The organism is Sandaracinus amylolyticus, from assembly GCF_000737325.1.
Lineage (GTDB): Bacteria > Myxococcota_A > Polyangia > Polyangiales > Sandaracinaceae > Sandaracinus > Sandaracinus amylolyticus.
Genome location: NZ_CP011125.1, coordinates 1,976,462 through 1,993,895, shown reverse-complemented (window position 1 = coordinate 1,993,895; position 17,434 = coordinate 1,976,462). Strand labels below are relative to the sequence as shown.

At 72.2% G+C, this 17,434-nt stretch carries 15 protein-coding genes; 8 read left to right on the top strand and 7 right to left on the bottom strand.

All coding sequences use genetic code 11. The features are described from left to right. Positions 1-4: 4 nt before the first annotated feature. On the bottom strand, positions 5-2,662 hold the full coding sequence (locus tag DB32_RS08370; RefSeq protein ID WP_053231889.1) for a CHAT domain-containing protein: 2,658 nt from the start codon (positions 2,660-2,662) through the stop codon (positions 5-7). 113 nt (positions 2,663-2,775) lie between these two features. On the opposite strand from DB32_RS08370, the gene DB32_RS08365 reads away from it, so the two are divergent. Both DB32_RS08365 and DB32_RS08360 read left to right on the top strand, forming a co-directional pair. Beyond that, positions 2,776-4,812: a M35 family metalloendopeptidase gene (locus DB32_RS08365; RefSeq protein WP_157068850.1), complete on the top strand. Its 2,037-nt coding sequence runs from the start codon at positions 2,776-2,778 to the stop codon at positions 4,810-4,812. 87 nt (positions 4,813-4,899) lie between these two features. Continuing rightward, a complete protein-coding gene (locus tag DB32_RS08360) occupies positions 4,900-5,655 on the top strand; it encodes a DUF7919 family protein (RefSeq protein WP_157068849.1) in 756 nt (251 codons plus the stop codon). A gap of 11 nt (positions 5,656-5,666) precedes the next feature. On the opposite strand, the gene DB32_RS08355 is transcribed toward DB32_RS08360, so the two are convergent. Next, on the bottom strand, positions 5,667-6,728 hold the full coding sequence (locus DB32_RS08355; protein WP_053231886.1) for an isocitrate/isopropylmalate dehydrogenase family protein: 1,062 nt from the start codon (positions 6,726-6,728) through the stop codon (positions 5,667-5,669). Positions 6,729-6,772: 44 nt separating this feature from the next. On the opposite strand from DB32_RS08355, the gene DB32_RS45095 reads away from it, so the two are divergent. Next, positions 6,773-7,636, top strand: coding sequence for a hypothetical protein (locus DB32_RS45095; protein ID WP_053231885.1), 864 nt, complete (start codon positions 6,773-6,775; stop codon positions 7,634-7,636). 53 nt (positions 7,637-7,689) lie between these two features. Beyond that, positions 7,690-8,454, top strand: a complete 765-nt coding sequence (locus DB32_RS08345; RefSeq protein ID WP_053231884.1) for a Stp1/IreP family PP2C-type Ser/Thr phosphatase — start codon at positions 7,690-7,692, stop codon at positions 8,452-8,454. On the opposite strand, the gene DB32_RS08340 is transcribed toward DB32_RS08345, so the two are convergent. Continuing rightward, positions 8,426-9,367, bottom strand: coding sequence for a LysR family transcriptional regulator (locus DB32_RS08340; RefSeq protein ID WP_053231883.1), 942 nt, complete (start codon positions 9,365-9,367; stop codon positions 8,426-8,428). The two genes, DB32_RS08345 and DB32_RS08340, sit on opposite strands and share 29 nt — an antisense overlap. A 57-nt stretch (positions 9,368-9,424) precedes the next feature. Here DB32_RS08340 and DB32_RS08335 point away from each other — a divergent pair, with 57 nt between their 5' ends. The 4 genes from DB32_RS08335 to DB32_RS08325 all read left to right on the top strand — a co-directional run bounded on the left by DB32_RS08335 (position 9,425) and on the right by DB32_RS08325 (position 13,660). Next, a complete protein-coding gene (locus DB32_RS08335) occupies positions 9,425-10,414 on the top strand; it encodes an aldo/keto reductase (RefSeq protein ID WP_053231882.1) in 990 nt (329 codons plus the stop codon). A gap of 57 nt (positions 10,415-10,471) precedes the next feature. Further along, entirely contained in the window at positions 10,472-10,981 is a 510-nt protein-coding gene (locus DB32_RS08330) for a DUF2505 domain-containing protein (RefSeq protein WP_053231881.1), read from the top strand. A gap of 37 nt (positions 10,982-11,018) precedes the next feature. Continuing rightward, entirely contained in the window at positions 11,019-11,156 is a 138-nt protein-coding gene (locus DB32_RS46520; protein WP_157068848.1) for a hypothetical protein, read from the top strand. Between the two features lie 83 nt (positions 11,157-11,239). Next, positions 11,240-13,660 (top strand): serine hydrolase, encoded by a 2,421-nt coding sequence (locus tag DB32_RS08325; protein WP_053231880.1) that lies wholly within the window; start codon positions 11,240-11,242, stop codon positions 13,658-13,660. Here the strand turns inward: DB32_RS08325 and DB32_RS08320 are convergent, their stop codons facing one another. The 4 genes from DB32_RS08320 to DB32_RS08305 form a co-directional block, all read right to left on the bottom strand. Beyond that, positions 13,661-14,401: a tetratricopeptide repeat protein gene (locus DB32_RS08320; RefSeq protein ID WP_053231879.1), complete on the bottom strand. Its 741-nt coding sequence runs from the start codon at positions 14,399-14,401 to the stop codon at positions 13,661-13,663. 9 nt (positions 14,402-14,410) lie between these two features. Further along, positions 14,411-15,067 (bottom strand): hypothetical protein, encoded by a 657-nt coding sequence (locus DB32_RS08315; protein ID WP_157068847.1) that lies wholly within the window; start codon positions 15,065-15,067, stop codon positions 14,411-14,413. 47 nt (positions 15,068-15,114) lie between these two features. After that, complete coding sequence (locus tag DB32_RS08310) at positions 15,115-16,554, bottom strand: cation:proton antiporter domain-containing protein (RefSeq protein ID WP_205627036.1); 1,440 nt, start codon at positions 16,552-16,554, stop codon at positions 15,115-15,117. Between the two features lie 138 nt (positions 16,555-16,692). Next, positions 16,693-17,373 (bottom strand): methyltransferase, encoded by a 681-nt coding sequence (locus tag DB32_RS08305; protein WP_053238734.1) that lies wholly within the window; start codon positions 17,371-17,373, stop codon positions 16,693-16,695. Positions 17,374-17,434 lie beyond the last annotated feature (61 nt).

Genomic DNA, 17,434 nt, shown 5'->3' with positions numbered 1-17,434 from the left:
CCCGTCACGGCGCGAGCAGGACGAACGTGGACCAGGGGTGGCCGGCGGCGGCGAGCGCGCGCGACGCGTGGTGGACGCGCTCGGGCGCGCGGCCCGACGTCGCGTGGTAGGCGCGGCTGAAGGCGAGCGCCGCGGCGTCCTCGACCGCGTCGAGGGTCGCGACGACGTGATCGGCGCCCGCGACGACGAACGCCTGCGCGATGCCGACGGTCGCGACGTGGCGCGCGGGATCGCTGCGCGCGGTGTCGCACGCGGCGAGGACGATCTCTTCGGGCACCGCGCGCGCCGCGAGGACGTCGCTCACCGTCAGCATCGAGCGCTCGCCGAGGAGCAGGCCACTCTCCCACCATACGTCGCGCACATGCACCGCATGCCCCGCGTAGTGGAGGAAGCGCGCGCGCTCGAGCGCAGCGAGGACCGCGGCGCGGGTCGCGTCGCGCCCGAGCAGCCACGTGTGCGGGCTCGCGTCGCCGAGGTGCTCGCGCAGCCACGCCGCCTCGCGGCGCGCGCCCGGGAGATCGCCGCGCGGGTCGAAGACGAAGACGCCGGCGCCGCGATCGCGGGGGGCGCTCGTCGTGCGCGGGAGATCGACGACGTGCTCGATCGGCATCGCGAGGCCGAGCGGGCCGCGATCGCCGAGCGCGAGCTCGTGCACGCGCGCGAGCGGTCCTTCGGTGGGTGCGATCACACGCAGCGAGCGCGGCGCGGCGCGCGCGACGTCCGCGAGCATCGACGCGGGCGGCGCGTCGCCGGGGTGCGTGGACGCGCGCACGCCCGACGCGTCCTGCACGAACACGAAGGTGCGATCGCCGAGCGGGAAGAGGCCGAGGACGACCTCGCCGGGCGCGACGACGAGCGGCCGCGGGCGGGTGTGGATGGCGGGGAACAGCCGCTCGAGCTGGGCGGCGAGGCGCGCGCGCTGCTCGGCCTGGGCGCGCTCGATCGCGGGCAGCTCGTCGGCGGGCACCGTGAACGCCTGGCGCGCGAGCGACTCGATGCGCTGGCGGACCGCCCAGTAGTCGGCGATCGCGCGCTCGCGCGCACGGCGCTCGTCGTCGGGCAGCGCGGTGAGCGTCGACGCGAGCCGCGGCAACGAGCCCAGCACACGGGCCCGCGCGCGCCGCGCGGCGAGGAACGCGTCGTCGGCGCGCCCGCGATCGATCAGCGCCTCCACGAGCAGGCGCGCGCTCTCGCTGCGACCGACCGAGAGCGAGGCGCGGCCCATGCCGAGCGACACGCTGGCGATCTGTCGGTCGAGCTCGTCCTCGCTCTCCGCGAGCGCGTCGATCGCATCGTCCTCGCGACCGAGCGCCAGCAGCGCGCGGGCACGACCGAGCGCGCCGACGGGCACGCTCTCTCCTGCCGCGCGCGCACGCGAGACGAGCTCGTCGTAGATGACGAGCGCGCCGCGCGCGTCGCCCGCGTCGAGCGCGAGCCGGCCGCGCACGTCGAGCAGCGCGATCGCCAGCGATCCGTCGGCGCTCGACGCGCCCTCCCCGGCGCGCTGCAGCGCACGCTCGGCCTCGGCGAGCGCGCCCTCGAGCACCGCGACGCGCGCGAGCGTGAGGTGCACCTGCGAGCGCCACGCGCCGTCGGGACACGCCGCGTCGGGGATCTCGAGCGCGAGGGCGAGCGGCGCGCGCGCGTCGGACGGCGCGCCCTGCCCCGCCTCCGCGGCGAGCAAGCGCTGCCAGCCGAGGTTGCCGAGCAGGCGCGCGCGATCGCAGGGCGCCTCCGCGTCCCACGACGCGCTCGCCTCGGAGACCGACGACGCGGCGCGGTCGTGTCGGCCGAGCAGCCCGTAGATCCAGCCGCGCATCTGGAGCAGGTCGGAGCGGAGCCCGGCGAGGGCGATCCGCTCGGTGCGCTGCTCGGCGTCGTCGAGGTGCTGCATCGCGGCGCCGAGCTCGCCGAGGCGCATCGCGAGCGACGCGCGCTGGTAGGCGATCCACGCCGCGCCCTCGGCGAACGGCGCGCTGCGCGGCGCGATCGCGTCGAGCGTCGCGCGCGCCGCCGCGAAGTCGCGGAGCTGCATGTTCTGGGTGTACGCGCGGGCCAGTGCGTCGTTGACGGCCTCCGAGACGCGACCGCACGCGAGGAGCGCGGGGATCGACGCGGCGTAGAGCGCGTCGACGCGCTCGGGCTCGCCGCGCGAGAACGCGACGCGCGCTTGCACGCCGACGAGGCGCGCGCGGTCGCAGTCATCGAGCGAGGGCTCCCGCTCCCACGCGTCGAGGGCGCGCTCGACCTCGTCGAGCTCACCGCGCCGGCGCATCGCGAGCAGCGTCGCGACGCGCGCGGGGACCTGGAGGGGACGCACCACGATCGCAGCGCGCGCGCCTTCGGTGGACACGACGAGCTCGCGCGCACCGCTCGGCACCCGGAGGCGGAGGCGCGTGCCGCCCTGCGCGGCGACCGACTCGAGCGGCTCGAGGGGCGCTCCGTCGGCGCTCGCGCGCACCGAGATCGCGCGCGCGAAGACCGTGACGTCGCGCGCGTCGTCGCCGAGCTCGCAGACGCTCTCGCCCGGGATCTGCGCGCACCCCGCGAGCTCGATCGCGAGCGGCGCGGGCGCGGGTGGAGGCGCGCGATCGGGGGCCCCGCACGCGCTCACCGTGGCGAGCAGCGCGATCGTGGCGAGGGCCTCGCGGGGGTCGGGCACGTGGGCACGTGTAGCAGCCGAGGCACGCGCGGCGTGTGCGCAAGATCGCGCGAGCTCGCCTCCAAGGCCTCTCCGAGGCGCGCGCGCCGACGCGCAGCGCCGGGAGGAGTCGAATGAGAACGTGGAGGAGCAAGGGCCTCTTGCTCGGCGCGCTCGTGTGCCTCGGGTGCGTGGCGTCGAGCGAGGGAGCGTCGACCGAGGGAGCGTCGAGCGAGGGAGCGTCGAGCAGCGAGTCGCTGACGTTCGTCGCGGCGACGAGCGACGGCGGGCTGACCGGGCCGGGGACGATCACCGCGCCCGACGAGGTCGAGTGCGTCGAGCCCGAGGAGGGCGATCCGCCGAGCGACTGGATCGCGGCGGCGCCGCTGCCACCGCCCGATCTGCGCGAGCTCGTCGCGCGTGGCGAGCGCGGTGAGGCGGTGCTCGTCGGGCCGGCGCCGGCACGGCGCAGGACCGTGCGGCTCGCCGAGAGCGTGCAGGCGCAGGACGAGGACGGGACGATCACGACGCGGAGCGCGCTCGTGGTCGGCGGCACGCGGATCGTGATCGGGAGCACGGCCACGCGCGTCACGAGCACGACGCGCACGCTCGACCCGGGCCGCACGCCGCTCGACGACGTCGACGTCGTCCGCACGGTCGCGCTCGAGGGCACGACGCGGCGCATCGAGCGCGTCGCGCTCGCGCAGCGGAGCACCGGGATCGTGCTCGACGAGCTCGACCTGATCGCGGATCTCGATCCCTGCGAGAGCGAGGCGTTCGACGATCTCGATCACGTCTTCCCGGCGGAGATGCCGCCGGTGCGCTTCCCGCCGATGAGCGACTGCCACCAGGACGAGTGCGTGACGATCAAGCGCTCGTGGATCCAGGCCCACCATCACGTGTGGATGGTGCATCGCGCGATCGAGGCGCTGAACGCAGCGAGCCCCGGCGTGCGCGCCCAGGCGTGGGCCCTGCGCGGCGAGCGCGGCGACGGAACGCGCCTGTCGGCGCGCGACTCGAGCTTCGCGAACTGGTTCGGTGAGTACGACGCCGATCGATTCGGCGCGGTGCGCCAGGCGATCAATCATCTCTGGAGGACGTTCAGCACTGGCGAGCACGGGCTCGTGACGCTGCGCCATCGCTGTCCGCACCAGCCGCAGAACGGCGGCAATGCGTGCTTCACCGCGATCGGCAATCCGTCGGCGCACCACAGCGTGCTCGGGTACGTGAATTATTGTCCGACGTACTTCGACAACGGCGATCTCGCGCAGGTGGAGACGACGATCCACGAGCCGCTGCACCACGTGTTCGTCGAGCTCGGAGGAATCCTGCGCTCGATCCGCGATCGTCACTCGCACTGGCACGGCAATCTGTGCATCGCGGACCTCCAGAACGGCGCGCAGTACGGCACCGCGGCGGCCGAGCACCTCGCGCAGTACGAGGCGGACGACGGGGGTGACTGCAGCCATCGCAGCAAGGCAGTCCGCAACGTCTCGAACTACGACGGCTTCATTCGTCACTTCGGCGACGCGTTCTGGCGCGGCGACATGGTGCGCTGGCCGTCGTGGCCGCCGCCGCCCCCTCCGCCCGAGCCTACGCCGCAGCCGCCCGCGCCGGGGAGCTGCACGCTGGGTGAGGAAGGATGCCAGTGCGCCGACGCGGTGTACGACGACGTGCCGGACGGAGACTCGGAGATCGGAATGACGTGCTCCGATCACGACGGCGAGATGTCGTGCGCAGCGACGGAGTTCGGCGTGCAGGTCGTGGGCATCTGCACTCGATGCGAGGGATTCGAGCGCGCCGGCGGGTGCGAGTGCACCGACACCGAGCAGTGCGCGCCGGGCCTCTTCTGCTTCGGCACAGACACGCACGGCATCGGGGGGACCGGGCACTGCTATCCGCAGGACCCGCCGAGCTGGGCGTGCCTCGCGGACTGCCAGCGGCTGTTCGACGACGACCACGCGACGTGTCTGCAGGACCACCCGACGGGCGGGCGCTGCATCGACAGCCTCTGCTCGGCGCTCGAGGCGGAGCAGTGCTTCCAGCAGGGGCTCGTGTGCCGCGACGGCGACTGCGTCGACGAGTGCGACGCCGACCAGGACTGCGTCGAGCTCGGCTATCCGAGCGAGACGTTCCACTGCGAGTCGAACGAGTGCCGCAGAGCGATCTGATCGCTCGACGGTCGTGACGAGTCAGGGCGGCATCGCGCTCGCGCTTCCTCGGTGCGAGTGATCGCGAGCGCGTGCCATCATCGGGGCGTGACGTGGTTCGAAGACCTCACGCCCTACTCGTACTTCGAGATCATGCCGATCGGCTGGTCCGAGACCGGACCACCAGGATCGCGCCCCGAGCATCTGTTCGGACACGGCGGCGACGAGCGATGCACCTACTCGGATCCCGAGGTGAACGTCGGCTGGCTCGACGCCGCGCACCCGGTGCCGACTGCGCGACCGAGCCCGCGGTTCGTGGCGCTGCTCACGACGATGTGCGAGTCGGACGAGCACCGGCTCCACCAGACCCGCGGCCATCATGGGTGTCCGTTCTGCGATCTTCGGTCACCCGTCGCGTCGGCGGAGATCCGGGTGCAGGGTGACGGCGTGGTCTACGCCGCGCCGACGTTGATCGCGCACTACGTCGCGCACCATTCCTACGCGCCTCCGCAGGCGTTCGTCGACGCGGTGCTGCGCAGCGATGGCGCGGTCGCGGAGACCGGCGGCAAGCGCGTCGTCCCCGAGGAGCTGCTGCGACGCGAGCCGATCGACTGGCGCGCCGTCGAGGCTCAGGTGCGCTCGTACCGTGACTGGCTCCCGGTGGCCGAGATCGAGCTCGAGCTGGTGCATGGAGGCGTGCACGTGCGGGCTCGCGTCGACTGCCCGAGAACACCGTTCGCGATCGACGTGGTGATCCCGGATTGGGCGTGCATGCGCACCGATCAGGTCGCGATCGGGATCGCATCGATGATCGAGACGCGTCAGCAGATCCTGCGAGGGATCCGATTCACGTCGCGCCGCTGATCATGGCGTGATCAGCTCCCCCGCACCTGCGCGAGCACCCAGTCGCCGACCGCGCGGGTCCCCATCTCGCCGCCGACGTCGCGGGTGCAGCGTCCGGTGCGCACTGCCTCGCGCACGATCTCGACGAGGCGCGCCTCTTCGCCCTCGAAGCCGAGGTGCGTGCACATCATGCCGATCGTCAGCACCGTCGCGAGCGGGTTCGCCATGTCCTTGCCCGCGATGTCGGGCGCGCTGCCGTGCACCGGCTCGAACATGCCGATGCGGCCCGGATGGATGTTCGCGCTCGCCGCCATGCCGAGCCCGCCCTGCAGCGCCGCGCCGAGGTCGGTCACGATGTCGCCGAACAGGTTGTTCGTGACGATCACGTCGAGCGTCTCGGGCGCGCGCACCATCTGCATGCACAGCGCGTCGACGTACATGTGACGCGACTCGATGCCCGCGTACTCGCCGCGCACTTCCTCGAACACGCGCTTCCACAGGCCGTGCGCGTGCGGCATCGCGTTGTTCTTGTCGCTCATCAGCACGCGCTTGCGGCCGTGCTTCACCGCGAACTCGAACGCGGCGCGGATCACGCGCTCCACGCCCTTGCGCGTGTTCACGTCCTCGGTGATCGCGACCTCGTCCGGCGTGCCCTTCTTGAAGTTGCCGCCGACGCCGACGTAGACGCCCTCGGTGTTCTCGCGGAACACCACCATGTCGCAGTCCTTCGCGCCCTTGCCCTTGATGGGCATGAGGCGATCGTCGAGGCACTGGATCGGGCGCACGTTGCAGTAGAGATCGAGCCCGAAGCGCAGCCCGAACAAGATGTCGCGCGCATAGTCGAGCGAGGGCACGCGCGGATCGCCGATCGCGCCGAGCAGCACCGCGTCGCAGGTCTCGCGGATCGTCCTCTGGTCGTCCGCGGGGAACGTCGCGCCGTCGCGCAGGAAACGATCCGCACCGAGGTCGAACGGCACGAGCTCGATCGCATACCCGCGCACCTCGCGCAGCGTCTCGAGCAGCTGGACGCCGATCGCGACCACCTCCTTGCCGATGCCGTCACCAGGGATGATCGCGATGCGCTTCTTGCTCATGGTGCCCGCGACGCTATCACCGGCATCGGGGGGACGCTGAGAGCATGCGCACCGATCGAACCTTCGTGTGCACCCACTGCCGCGTGCGCTCGTGGCCGGTGCGCCGTTGCCCGGCGTGCGGCGAGACGACGTCGCTGGTCGATCTCGAGCAGCACCCCGACGCGATCGCGCGCGGGCCGCGCGTTCCGACGAGCGAGCCGCCGAGCGGCGCCGCGCTCACGACGATGCTCGGCGGTGCGGGCCTGCTCGGCTCCGTGATCGCGCTCGGCATCGGCGCGATCGCGATCAGCGAGGTCGGCTTCTTCGTGTCGATCCCGCTCATGGTGATCGGCGCGGCGCGCATGAAGAACGCGCCCGACTCGCCGCCCGGCGATCTGCGCTACCGGGTGCTCGAGTCGCCGATCGTGCGCGCGCGCGCCGAGCGTGTGGTGCACACCGGCAGCGTGAAGGCGCGCGGGATGCTGCGCGCGCCGCTCTCGGGGCGCGAGTGCGTCGCGTGGCGGCTCTGGGGCGAGGGCCCGTACGGCGCGATCGACGACGCGATGGCGGTTCCGTTCGCCGTCGCGATCGGCGGCGGTGAGCCCGACGTGGAGGTCGATGCGGCGATCGCGACGATCGATCTGCCCGCGCCCGAGCGCGATCCCGAGCCGCTGCCGCGCGTCGACGAGACACTCGCGCGATGGCTGCTCGCGCGCGGCGTGCATCGCCCCGAGTCGCTGCGCGTGCGCGAGGCGATCGTCGAGCCGGGCGCGCTCGTCGAGGTCGCGGCGAGCGCGCGCACCGAGACGAAAGCGGACGGCTATCGCGGCGCGCGCACCCGCGACGTGCTCGCCGACCTGCCCGGCTCACCCCTGATCGTGCGTTGCCCCCCGCCGGTTCTCGCGCGTCCGAGCGCGTCGAACGCTTGACACCGCGTGACATCCCGGCGAGGTTTCTCACCGAGGCTCCGGGGTCCAAGCGCATGCAAATCGTCGCCGCAGGGCTCTCCGACGTCGGCCAGCAGCGGGAGCACAACGAAGACAGCTTCGTGATCCTGCCGGAGTTCGACCTGTACATCGTCGCCGACGGCATGGGCGGGCACCGCGCCGGAGACGTCGCGAGCAAGATGGCCACGCACACCATCGCGTCGTTCTTCCAAGCGACGGCGAAGGAAGACGCGACCTGGCCGTTCCACTTCGACCCGCACCTGTCGGTCGAGGAGAACCGCCTCATCACCGGCATCAAGGTCGCGAACAAGCGCATCTTCGAGGCATCGACGCGCTATCGCGAGGTGCACGGGATGGGCACGACGGTGGTCGGCGCGCTGGTCGCGCGCGAGCGCGGGCGGATGTACGTCGCGCACGTCGGTGACAGCCGCTGCTATCGCGTCCGCGGCGGGCACATCACGCTGCTCACGCGCGATCACTCGCTGCTGAACGACTACCTGCTCGTGATGCCCGACATGACGCCGGAGCAGCGCGAGGAGCTGCCGAAGAACGTCATCACGCGCGCGCTCGGCATGCAGGACTCGGTGGTGGTCGATCTGGTGCCCGAGCAGCCGCAGCCCGGCGACGTCTACGTGCTGTGCTCGGACGGGCTGAGCGGGATGATCACCGACGAGCAGATCCTCGAGACCGTGCAGAGCAGCGGCGCCGACGTCGAGAAGATGTCGCAGCTCCTGGTGCAGCGCGCGAACGAGCACGGCGGCGAGGACAACGTCACGGTCGTCGTCCTGCGCGTCGCGTGAGCCGCACGCTCGCGCGCGCGATGCGGACCAGGTGATCGCGCACGAAGCGGATCGCGGGATCGTCCGCGATCGCGCTGCGCGTGATGAGCTCGACGGCCGAGCCGCGTAGCTCGAACGGGAGCTTCGCGGTGCGCAGCGCCGGGCGCGTGCTGCGGATGTCGTGCGCGACGACCTCGGGGATCGTGGCGACGAGCGCGCTGCCCTCGACGATCGCGCCGAGCACGTGAAACGTGCTGACCGAGCAGCGCACGCGGCGCGTGACCTTCGCGAAGTCCTCGACGACGCCGCGCAGATCGCCGTTGTACGAGACGATCACGTGATCCTGCGCGAGGTACTTCGCGAGCGAGGGACGCGATCCGAGGCGCGCGTGCCGGGGATCGAAGAGCGCACAGAAGCCGCCGGTGAAGAGCGCCTCGCGATGGGTGCCGGCGGGGAGCTCGTCGGCAACCGTGACCGCGAGGTCGATGCGACCGGACGCGAGCGCGTCGCCGACGGTGCGGAACTGCACCGGCAGCACGACCACCCGCATGCGCGGCGCTTCGTCGGCGAGCACGCGCAGGAGCGGCGGCAGGAGCGTCGCTTCGTTCGCGTCGGAGAGGCCGAGGCGCACCGTGCGCTCGCTGGTCGCGGGATCGAACGACGGCGGTGAGAGCGCGGCCGCGACGAGCGCGGAGAGGTGCGGCTTCACCTCGGCGTGGAGCCGCTCGCCGCGCGCGGTGAGCGCGAGGCCGCGCCCTTGTCGCGCGAAGAGCGGCGCGCCGACCGCGTCGGTCAGGCGCTTGAGCGCCGCGCTGATCGCGGGCTGGGTCAGATAGAGGCGCGCGGCTGCGCTGGTCACGCTGCCGCTCTCCGCGACGACCACGAACACGCGCAGCAGGTTGAGATCGAGGTCGCGCGCATAAATCTCGTTCATGGGTCGCATGCATCCTATTCGCTGGTTGGATGGGACGCGAACGGCCAGTGTGGGCGCATGACGAACACGACGAAGCTGGGCGCGACGGGTCCCGAGGTCCTCTCCATCGGTCTCGGATGCATGGGCATGTCCGGGATGTACGGCGCGACCGACGACGCCGAGAGCATCCGGACGATCCACGCCGCGCTCGAGCGGGCACCGATGCTGATCGACACCGGCGACTTCTACGGGATGGGCCACAACGAGATGCTGATCGGGCGCGCGCTCGCCGGTGGTGGGCGGCGAGAGCGCGCGGTGATCTCGGTGAAGTTCGGCGCGCTGCGGGCGCCCGACGGGCGCTGGATCGGCGTCGACACGCGACCGGCGGCGGTCGCGACGTTCGCGGCGTACTCGCTGAAGCGGCTCGGCGTCGAGGTGATCGACGTGTACCGCCCGGCGCGCCTCGATCCGAGCGTGCCGATCGAGGAGACGATCGGCGCGATCGCGGACCTCGTGAAGGCGGGATACGTGCGGCACGTGGGCCTGTCGGAGGTCGGCGTCGACACGATCCGGCGCGCGCACGCGGTGCATCCGATCGCCGATCTGCAGATCGAGTACTCGCTCGCGAGCCGCGGGCCCGAGCGCGCGATCTTCCCGGCGCTCGAGGAGCTCGGGATCGGCGCGACGCTCTACGGCGTGCTCTCGCGCGGGCTGCTCGCGGGCAGCAAGCCGACGGGATCGAGCGACTTCCGCGCGCACCTGCCCCGCTTCACCGGCGACGCGCGCGAGAAGAACGAGACGGTCGTCGACGCGCTTCGCACGTTCGCGCAGGAGAGCGGGCGCACGCCGGGGCAGCTCGTGATCGCGTGGGCGCTCGCGAAGCAGCCGCGCCTCGTCACGCTCGTCGGCGCGAAGACGCGCGCGCAGTGGGACGACGCGCTGGCCGCGATGGCGAAGCCGCTCTCGAAGGACGAGCTCGCGGCGCTCGAGCGGATCGCGCCGGCGAGCGCGTTCGAGGGCGAGCGGTACCAGCCGGCGCAGATGGCGCACCTCGACAGCGAACGCTGAGCGTGTGTCGGGCGGCCGCGGTTGCGTGCTACATGGCGAGGCAGTGGAGGGACTGCCTTGGCCAAGTTCACGCTGAAGAACATCTTCGAGACCGACAAGGACACGTTCTGGGCGAAGGTCTTCTTCGACGAGGAGTACAACCGCCGGCTCTACCTCGAAGCGCTCGGCTTCAAGGGCTACGAGCTGCTCGAGCTGAAGGAGCTGCCCGGCGGCGTTCGCACACGGCGCATCCGCACCGAGCCGAAGAGCGAGGCGCCCGCGGTCGTGACGAAGCTGATCGGCGGCGACATCAGCTACACGGAAGAGGGCCGCTGGGATCCGTCGACGGGGATCTGGAAGTACACGATCACGACGTCGAAGCTCAGCGACAAGATCAGCATCGCGGGCACGTTCTGGGTCGAGCCGCGCGGTGACAAGCGCATCGAGCGCATCTGCGAGAACGACATCCAGGTGAAGATCTTCGGGGTCGGCGGGACCGTCGAGGGCTTCATCGAGAAGACGACGCGCGACAGCTACGCGAAGACCGAGGCGTTCACGAACGCGTTCATCCGCGAGAAGGGCCTCTGAGCGCTGTCTCGGCGCGGCGGCGATCGCGCTGCTCTTCGTGATCGGGCGCGGGGTGATCGATCCCGCGCTCACGCCGCTCTCGCTCGAGGTCGCCGCGCTCGCGGGCTCGCTGCTCGTCGCGGGCGCGGTGCAGCGCGTCCAGCCTTGGACCGAGGACGCCGAGATCGTGGTGTAACGCGCTCGCGACGCTCGGTGCGCTCGCGCTACGGTTTCTGTAGCGCCAGGACGCGCGCGGGCGAGCTGCTACGCTGACGCTCGATGCGCGCGCGCCTGATGTTCACGGCGCTCCGTTGGCTGGTCCGCGGACTGATCGCCGCGGAGTCTCTCTCGCTGGCCGCGTGTGGCAGCGCGCGCTCGACCGCGCCGCGCGCCGAGGAGACGATCACGCGCGCGGTCGTCGAGCCGTCGAGCGCGGAGACCTCCGCGGGCGCGGCGCCCGTCGTGGTGGACGAGGCTCCGCGCGACGACGTGGTCGCGATCCGGATCCCGGTCGACGTCGAGCGCGCGATCGACGATGCGGTGCACACCGCGATCACCCAGCGCGCGCTGCCCGGCGCGGTGGTCGCGATCGGACGGCGCGACGGGCTCGTGTTCCTCCGCGCGTACGGCGCGCGCGCGATCGATCCCGAGCTCGAGCGCAACGACGTGGGCACGATCTACGACCTCGCGTCGCTCACGAAGCCGATCGCGACCGCGACGTCGATCGCGCTCCTCGCCGAGCGCGGCGTGCTCTCGTTCGACGATCCCGCGTCGCGCTTCGTCGCGGAGATCGATCGGCGTATCACCATCCGTCACCTGCTCGATCACACGAGCGGGCTGCCCGCGGCCGATCCCCTCGCGCGCTACGAGGGCGAGACGCGCGAGCAGTCGATCGCGCGCATCGCGTCGCTGCGACCGGAGCACGTCCCGGGCACGCAGATGCTCTACAGCGATCTCGGGTTCGTGCTGCTCGGAGAGATCGTGACGCGCGCGTCGGGCGTGCCGCTCGATCAGCTCGTCGCGCGCGAGATCCTCGCGCCGCTCGGGATGCGCTCGTCGTCGTACCGACCGGACGCGTCGTGGCTGCCGCGCATCGCGCCCACCGAGCGCGCGGAGCGGCGCGGCGGTGTGCTGGTGCGCGGCGACGTGCACGACCCGCGGGCGTGGCGGCTCGGCGGTGTGTCGGGGAACGCGGGGCTCTTCGCGAGCGCGCCCGATCTCGCGCGCTTCGCGCGGATGATGCTCGGAGAGGGCGAGCTCGACGGCGTGCGCGTGCTCGCGCCGGAGAGCGTGCGCGCGCTGATCGCGGGACAGCCGCGCGCGCTCGGGTGGGATCGACGCACCGCGGAAGAAGCGCGCACCCGCGGGCTCGGGGAAGGCTCGATCGGGCACCTCGGGTGGACCGGCACCGCGATCCGGATCGATCCCGCGCGCGACGTGTTCGTGGTGCTCCTCTCGAACGACGTGCACCCCGATGGACGCGGCGACGTGCGCCCGCTCTTCGCGGAGCTCGATCGCTTGGTGGGCCACCACGTCCAACGCTTCCTGCCCGCGCCCGCGCGCGAGGTGCGCGCGGGGATCGACGTGGAGCTCGCGAGCGAGATGACGCACCTGCGCGGCGCGAACGTGGTGCTCGTCACTCACGATGCAGCGCGCACGCGCGACGGACGTCGCACGCTCGACGTGCTCGCGGAGCGCGACGAGCTCGAGGTGCTGCGCGTGCTCGCGCCCGAGCACGGCCTCGGCTCGGATCGCGAGGGCGCGATCGGCGACGGGCGCGACGTGCGCACCGGGATCGAGGTGCGCGGCGTCTTCGGACCGCGGCGTCGTCCCGACGACGCGATGCTCGAAGGCGCCGACACGCTCGTCGTCGATCTCGTCGACGTGGGCGCGCGCTTCTACACGTACGCGTCGACGATGCACCAGGTGCTGCTCACCGCGGCGTCGCGCCCCGGCCTGCGCGTGGTGATCCTCGATCGACCCGATCCGCTCGGCGGTGTGATCGTCGAAGGTCCCGGGCTCGACGACGCGCTCCTGTCGTTCGTGAACCATCACACGCTGCCGCTGCGCCACGGGATGACGATGGGCGAGCTCGCGCGGCTGCTCGATCACGAGCTCGGGCTCGCGCTCGGCGAGCGGCTCGTGATCGTGCGCGCGGAAGGATGGCAACGCGCGCACGACGGCGTCGACGTCGGCGCGCGGTGGGTCGCGCCCTCCCCCAACCTGCCCGATCTCGACGCGGTGTCGCTGTATCCCGCGGTCGCGCTGCTCGAGGGCGCCGACGTGTCGGTCGGACGCGGCACCGACGCGCCGTTCCGCGTGCTCGGCGCGCCGTGGATGGACACGACGCGCGTGCTCGAGATGCTGCGCGCGTCGAGCGTGCCCGGCGTCTCGTTCGAGGAGACGCGCTTCACGCCGCGCGAGGCGCGCCACCGCGGTCGCGCGTGCCGTGGGATCCGCGTCGCGATCACCGATCGTGCGACATACCGCGCGTCGATCACGGGGCTCGCGATCGTGCGCGCGGTCGTCGCGGCGCATCGTGAGCGCCTCGATCGTGCGCGCGTGCTCGCGATGGTCGGCCGCGCCGAGGTGCTCGAGGCGATCGAGCGCGGCGAGCCCTGGGATGCGGTGCTCGCGCGTGTCGACGCGGACGCGCGCGCGTTCGAAGCGCGTCGCGCGCCGTTCCTGCTCTACGAGTGATCAGAACGCGAGGCGCAGCGAGCCCGGCCCGATGCGCATCGCCGTCCCGCTCGGGAGCCGTAGGTCGACGAAGTAGAGCGTCCACGCGACCGCGGTGCTCACGCCCGCGATGATCGCGGTGACGATCATCGCGTTCGTCGCGTCGACGAGCTCGGGCGCGCTCGATGCGTCGATCTGCGCGCCGCTGCATCCGAGCTCGCCGCAGCGCCGGTCGAGATCGTCGTACGCGTCGTCCGCGGCGGACCACGTGATCGGCGCCGCGATCGCGGCCGCGATGCCGACTCCCGCCGAGATCCACGCCCAGATCTCGTAGCCCTCCTGAGGGCGCGGCGAAGGCGGCGGCGGGATCGGCGCGGCCTCTTGCACCGGCGGCGGCGCCGCGACCTGGGTGCGCAGGATCGCGATGCGCGCTTCCACGTCCGCGCGGTTCTCCGCGTCCGGCACCGCCTCGAGGTAGCGCTCGAACGCGTCGAGCGCCTCCGCGTCGCGGCGCAGTCGATCGAGCACGATCCCGATGTTGTAGAGGATCAGCGGTCGCTGGCTGAGCTCGTACGAGCGGCGGAAGTCGGCGAGCGCCTCTTCGTAGCGGCCCGACTCGAACGCGAGGCGGCCCGACTCGAAGCGCGCCTGCGCCTCGACGTCGCTGCGATCGCGCGGTGGCTGAGGTTGTGCGTGCGCGGTCGAGACCGCGAGCACGAAGGCGATCGACGCGAGCACGAACGCGACGCAGCAATCACGCATCCGACTTCCTCAGTACGTGCAGTGCCCGCTCGCGACGACGCAGGTCTGTCCCGTCGCGCACTGCGCGTTCGTCATGCACGCGCAGCGGCCTCCGAGGCACTGCTGACCCAGCGGGCAGCCGGCGTTCGTCACGCACGTGCAGCGCGGCGGGAGCTCGGCGGAGCACGTCTCTTCTTCGCACGAGAGCCCGCAGCCGCCGCAGCTCCCGCTGTCGCGCAGCATCGAGCAACGACCGAAGCAGCAGCGACCGCCGACGCAGATCGTCGCGTCGGGCATGGTGCGGATCGCGCGGCACTCGCCGGTGTCCTCTTCGCACGTCGCGACGCTGCATCCGTCCGTCGGACACTCGACCGGCGTGCCGCGACAGAGCCCGGTGCTGCACACGTCGTTCGACGTGCAGCGAAGTCCGTCGTCGCACGCCTGACCGGCGCAGCGCGGGTCGGCACAGTCGGGCGGCGTGGTCGGACAGAGGGACGCGGCGTCCTCGGGCTCGCTCGCGTCGCTCTCGCCGGCGTCGTCGCGGCTCGCGTCGCTCGTCGACGCGTCGAGCGAGCTCGCGTCCATGCCGTCGCCCGCGTCCGCACGCCCGCGCCGGAGCGCGTCGAAGTCGAGGCTGCACGCGTGACACGCGACGACGAGGCAGAGAACGCCCGAGATCCGACTCACGCAGCGACTGTCGCCGGGCGTCGCGCTCGGGCGCAAGTCCGTGGCGATCACGGCGTCCGCTCGGCAGCCATCGTCTCCGCGGGCGCACGACCGAGCCGCGTGATCAGCGCGAGCACCGGCGTCGTCGCGAACGTCGTGACGAGCGCCATCAGCACGAGCATCGCGAAGAGCGTCGGCGAGAGCACGCCCATGTCGAGCCCGACGTTGAGCACGATGAGCTCCATCAGGCCGCGCGTGTTCATCAGGATCCCGAGCGCGCTCGCGTCGCGCCATCCGAGCCCCGCGAAGCGCGCCGCGACGAGCGTGCCGCCGAACTTCCCGAGCGTCGCGACCAGGATGATCACAGCGCAGATCAGCCAGTCGGTCGCGCCGGAGACGAGCCCGATCTGGGTGCGCATCCCGGTGAACGAGAAGAAGATCGGTACGAGCAGGACACCGACGACGTCCTCGAGGCGCGCGCGGACCTGCTCGGCGAGGCGACCGTCGTGCGGGATCACGACGCCGAAGAGGAACGCGCCGAAGAGCGCGTGGATGCCGATGGCCTCGGTCGCGGCCGCCGAGAGGAGCAGCATCCCGAGCACGATCGCGAGCGTCGTGATCGAGACCGGATCGTTCGAGCGCTCCTCGCGCGCCGCGAGCCAGCGCGCGAGCGGACGCACCGCGAGCAGCACGAACGCGACGTACGCGACGACGAGGCCGATCGTGAGCCAGGCGCCATCGAGCTCCGCCGTCGCGACGCCCGACACGAACGCGAGCAAGCACCACGCGCTCGCGTCGTCGACGGCGGCGCATGCGAGCGCGGTGACACCGAGCGCGCTGCTCTGCATGCGTCGATCGGTGAGGATCCGCGCGAGCACCGGGAACGCGGTGACCGACATCGAGACGCCGAAGAAGAGCGCGAACACCGTGAAGTCGATGCCGGCATGCGAGTAGATCGGATAGACCGCGAGCGCGAGCGTCGCGCCGAGGAGGAACGGCGCGATGATGCTCGCGTGCGAGATCGCGAGCGTCGCGTGCGACGAGCCGCGCAGGAGCTTCGGGTCGAGCTCGAGGCCGACGAGGAACATGAAGAGCACGACGCCGATCTTCGCGACGACGCCGAGCGACGGCGCGACGGCCGCGGGCAGCAAGAACGCCTGGACGTCGGGCGCGATCGCGCCGAGCACCGACGGGCCGAGCACCAGGCCTGCGACGATCTCGCCCATCACCGCGGGCTGCTTCAGCCAGCGCTCGAACGCCGCGCCCGTGAGGCGCGCGACGATCACCACGACCGCGATCGCGAGCAGCAGATGCGCGAGATCCGACGCGTGCCCAGCGGCTGCCGCGTGCCCCGTCGCGCCTTCGGGCGCCGGCGGCGCGACCAGCGTCGCGCCCTGTGCGCGGATGACGAAGAAGAGCGCGATCGTGATCGCGATCATCGCGGCGTAGCCGAACAGCGTGCGGCCCGCGTTCAGCGGTCCGAGCAGCGTCCTGCGCGTCGAGCTCATCGATCGTGCCCTCGCGGTCCCCGAGCGCGCCCATCGCGCTCTGCCGATGCACCGCCGCACCGGAGCGAGCAGCCTAGCGCGCGTTGCCGCCGATTTCGCGGCACCTTCGTGCACTGCCGATGGACGATGACGCGCGCCTCATCGACTTTCGTCGATGCGAGACGGGGCGCCGATCAGCAGGCGGTTCTTCGGCGTGACGTCCGCCGGGATCGTCTGCGTCCGCACGTCGTAGCCGCTCGCGCGCAGCCGCGCGGCGCGCGTGACGTCGATCGCGAGCGCGGGGTCGAGCCATCCCTCGAGCCCGCCGCGATCGTTGCGACCGACGTCGTGACAGCACGGGAGCACCGCTACGCGCGCTCGTGCCGCGATCGCGCGCGTGAGCACGACGTCGGTCAGCGCACCGCAGGCGTGCGCCGCGACGACGACGTCGTCCTCCTCGATCGCGACGTCGTCGATCGCGCGCTCCTCGAGCGTCACGCGTCCCTCGAGGCGCGGCCACGCGCGCCTGATCGCGGCGGCCACGAACGACGCGCTCGGAGGCAGGCGTCGATCGATCGCGAGCGCGCACGGCGACGAGTCGTCGAGCAGCATCATCAGCTGCGCGACGAGCCCGTGCCCGCACGCGAGATCGACGACGCGCCCTCCCCGGAAGCGACGGCGCACGCGGCGCGCGACCTCCCACGACTCGTAGAGCTCCTTCCGCGGCAAGCACTCGGCCTCGCAGAGCACGCGCGCGATGCGATCGAAGAGCGTCTCGCCCGTGAAGAGATGGAGGTCGTGCCGCGTGAGGAAAGAACGGCGCGAGACGTCGAACGCCATGCTCTCCTCTACCGCGCGGCGACGCTTGACGCTGCCGTCCGCCGGCAACAGGCCCCGCTGC

Bases quoted from the DNA above. Each gene is read 5' to 3' on its own strand.
- DB32_RS08305 (WP_053238734.1), bottom strand. From the start codon at position 17,373: ATGGCGTTCGACGTCTCGCGCCGTTCTTTCCTCACGCGGCACGACCTC.
- DB32_RS08325 (WP_053231880.1), top strand. From the start codon at position 11,240: ATGCGCGCGCGCCTGATGTTCACGGCGCTCCGTTGGCTGGTCCGCGGA.
- DB32_RS45095 (WP_053231885.1), top strand. From the start codon at position 6,773: ATGCGCACCGATCGAACCTTCGTGTGCACCCACTGCCGCGTGCGCTCG.
- DB32_RS08345 (WP_053231884.1), top strand. From the start codon at position 7,690: ATGCAAATCGTCGCCGCAGGGCTCTCCGACGTCGGCCAGCAGCGGGAG.
- DB32_RS08310 (WP_205627036.1), bottom strand. From the start codon at position 16,554: ATGAGCTCGACGCGCAGGACGCTGCTCGGACCGCTGAACGCGGGCCGC.
- DB32_RS08320 (WP_053231879.1), bottom strand. From the start codon at position 14,401: ATGCGTGATTGCTGCGTCGCGTTCGTGCTCGCGTCGATCGCCTTCGTG.
- DB32_RS08355 (WP_053231886.1), bottom strand. From the start codon at position 6,728: ATGAGCAAGAAGCGCATCGCGATCATCCCTGGTGACGGCATCGGCAAG.
- DB32_RS08335 (WP_053231882.1), top strand. From the start codon at position 9,425: ATGACGAACACGACGAAGCTGGGCGCGACGGGTCCCGAGGTCCTCTCC.
- DB32_RS08365 (WP_157068850.1), top strand. From the start codon at position 2,776: ATGAGAACGTGGAGGAGCAAGGGCCTCTTGCTCGGCGCGCTCGTGTGC.
- DB32_RS08340 (WP_053231883.1), bottom strand. From the start codon at position 9,367: ATGAACGAGATTTATGCGCGCGACCTCGATCTCAACCTGCTGCGCGTG.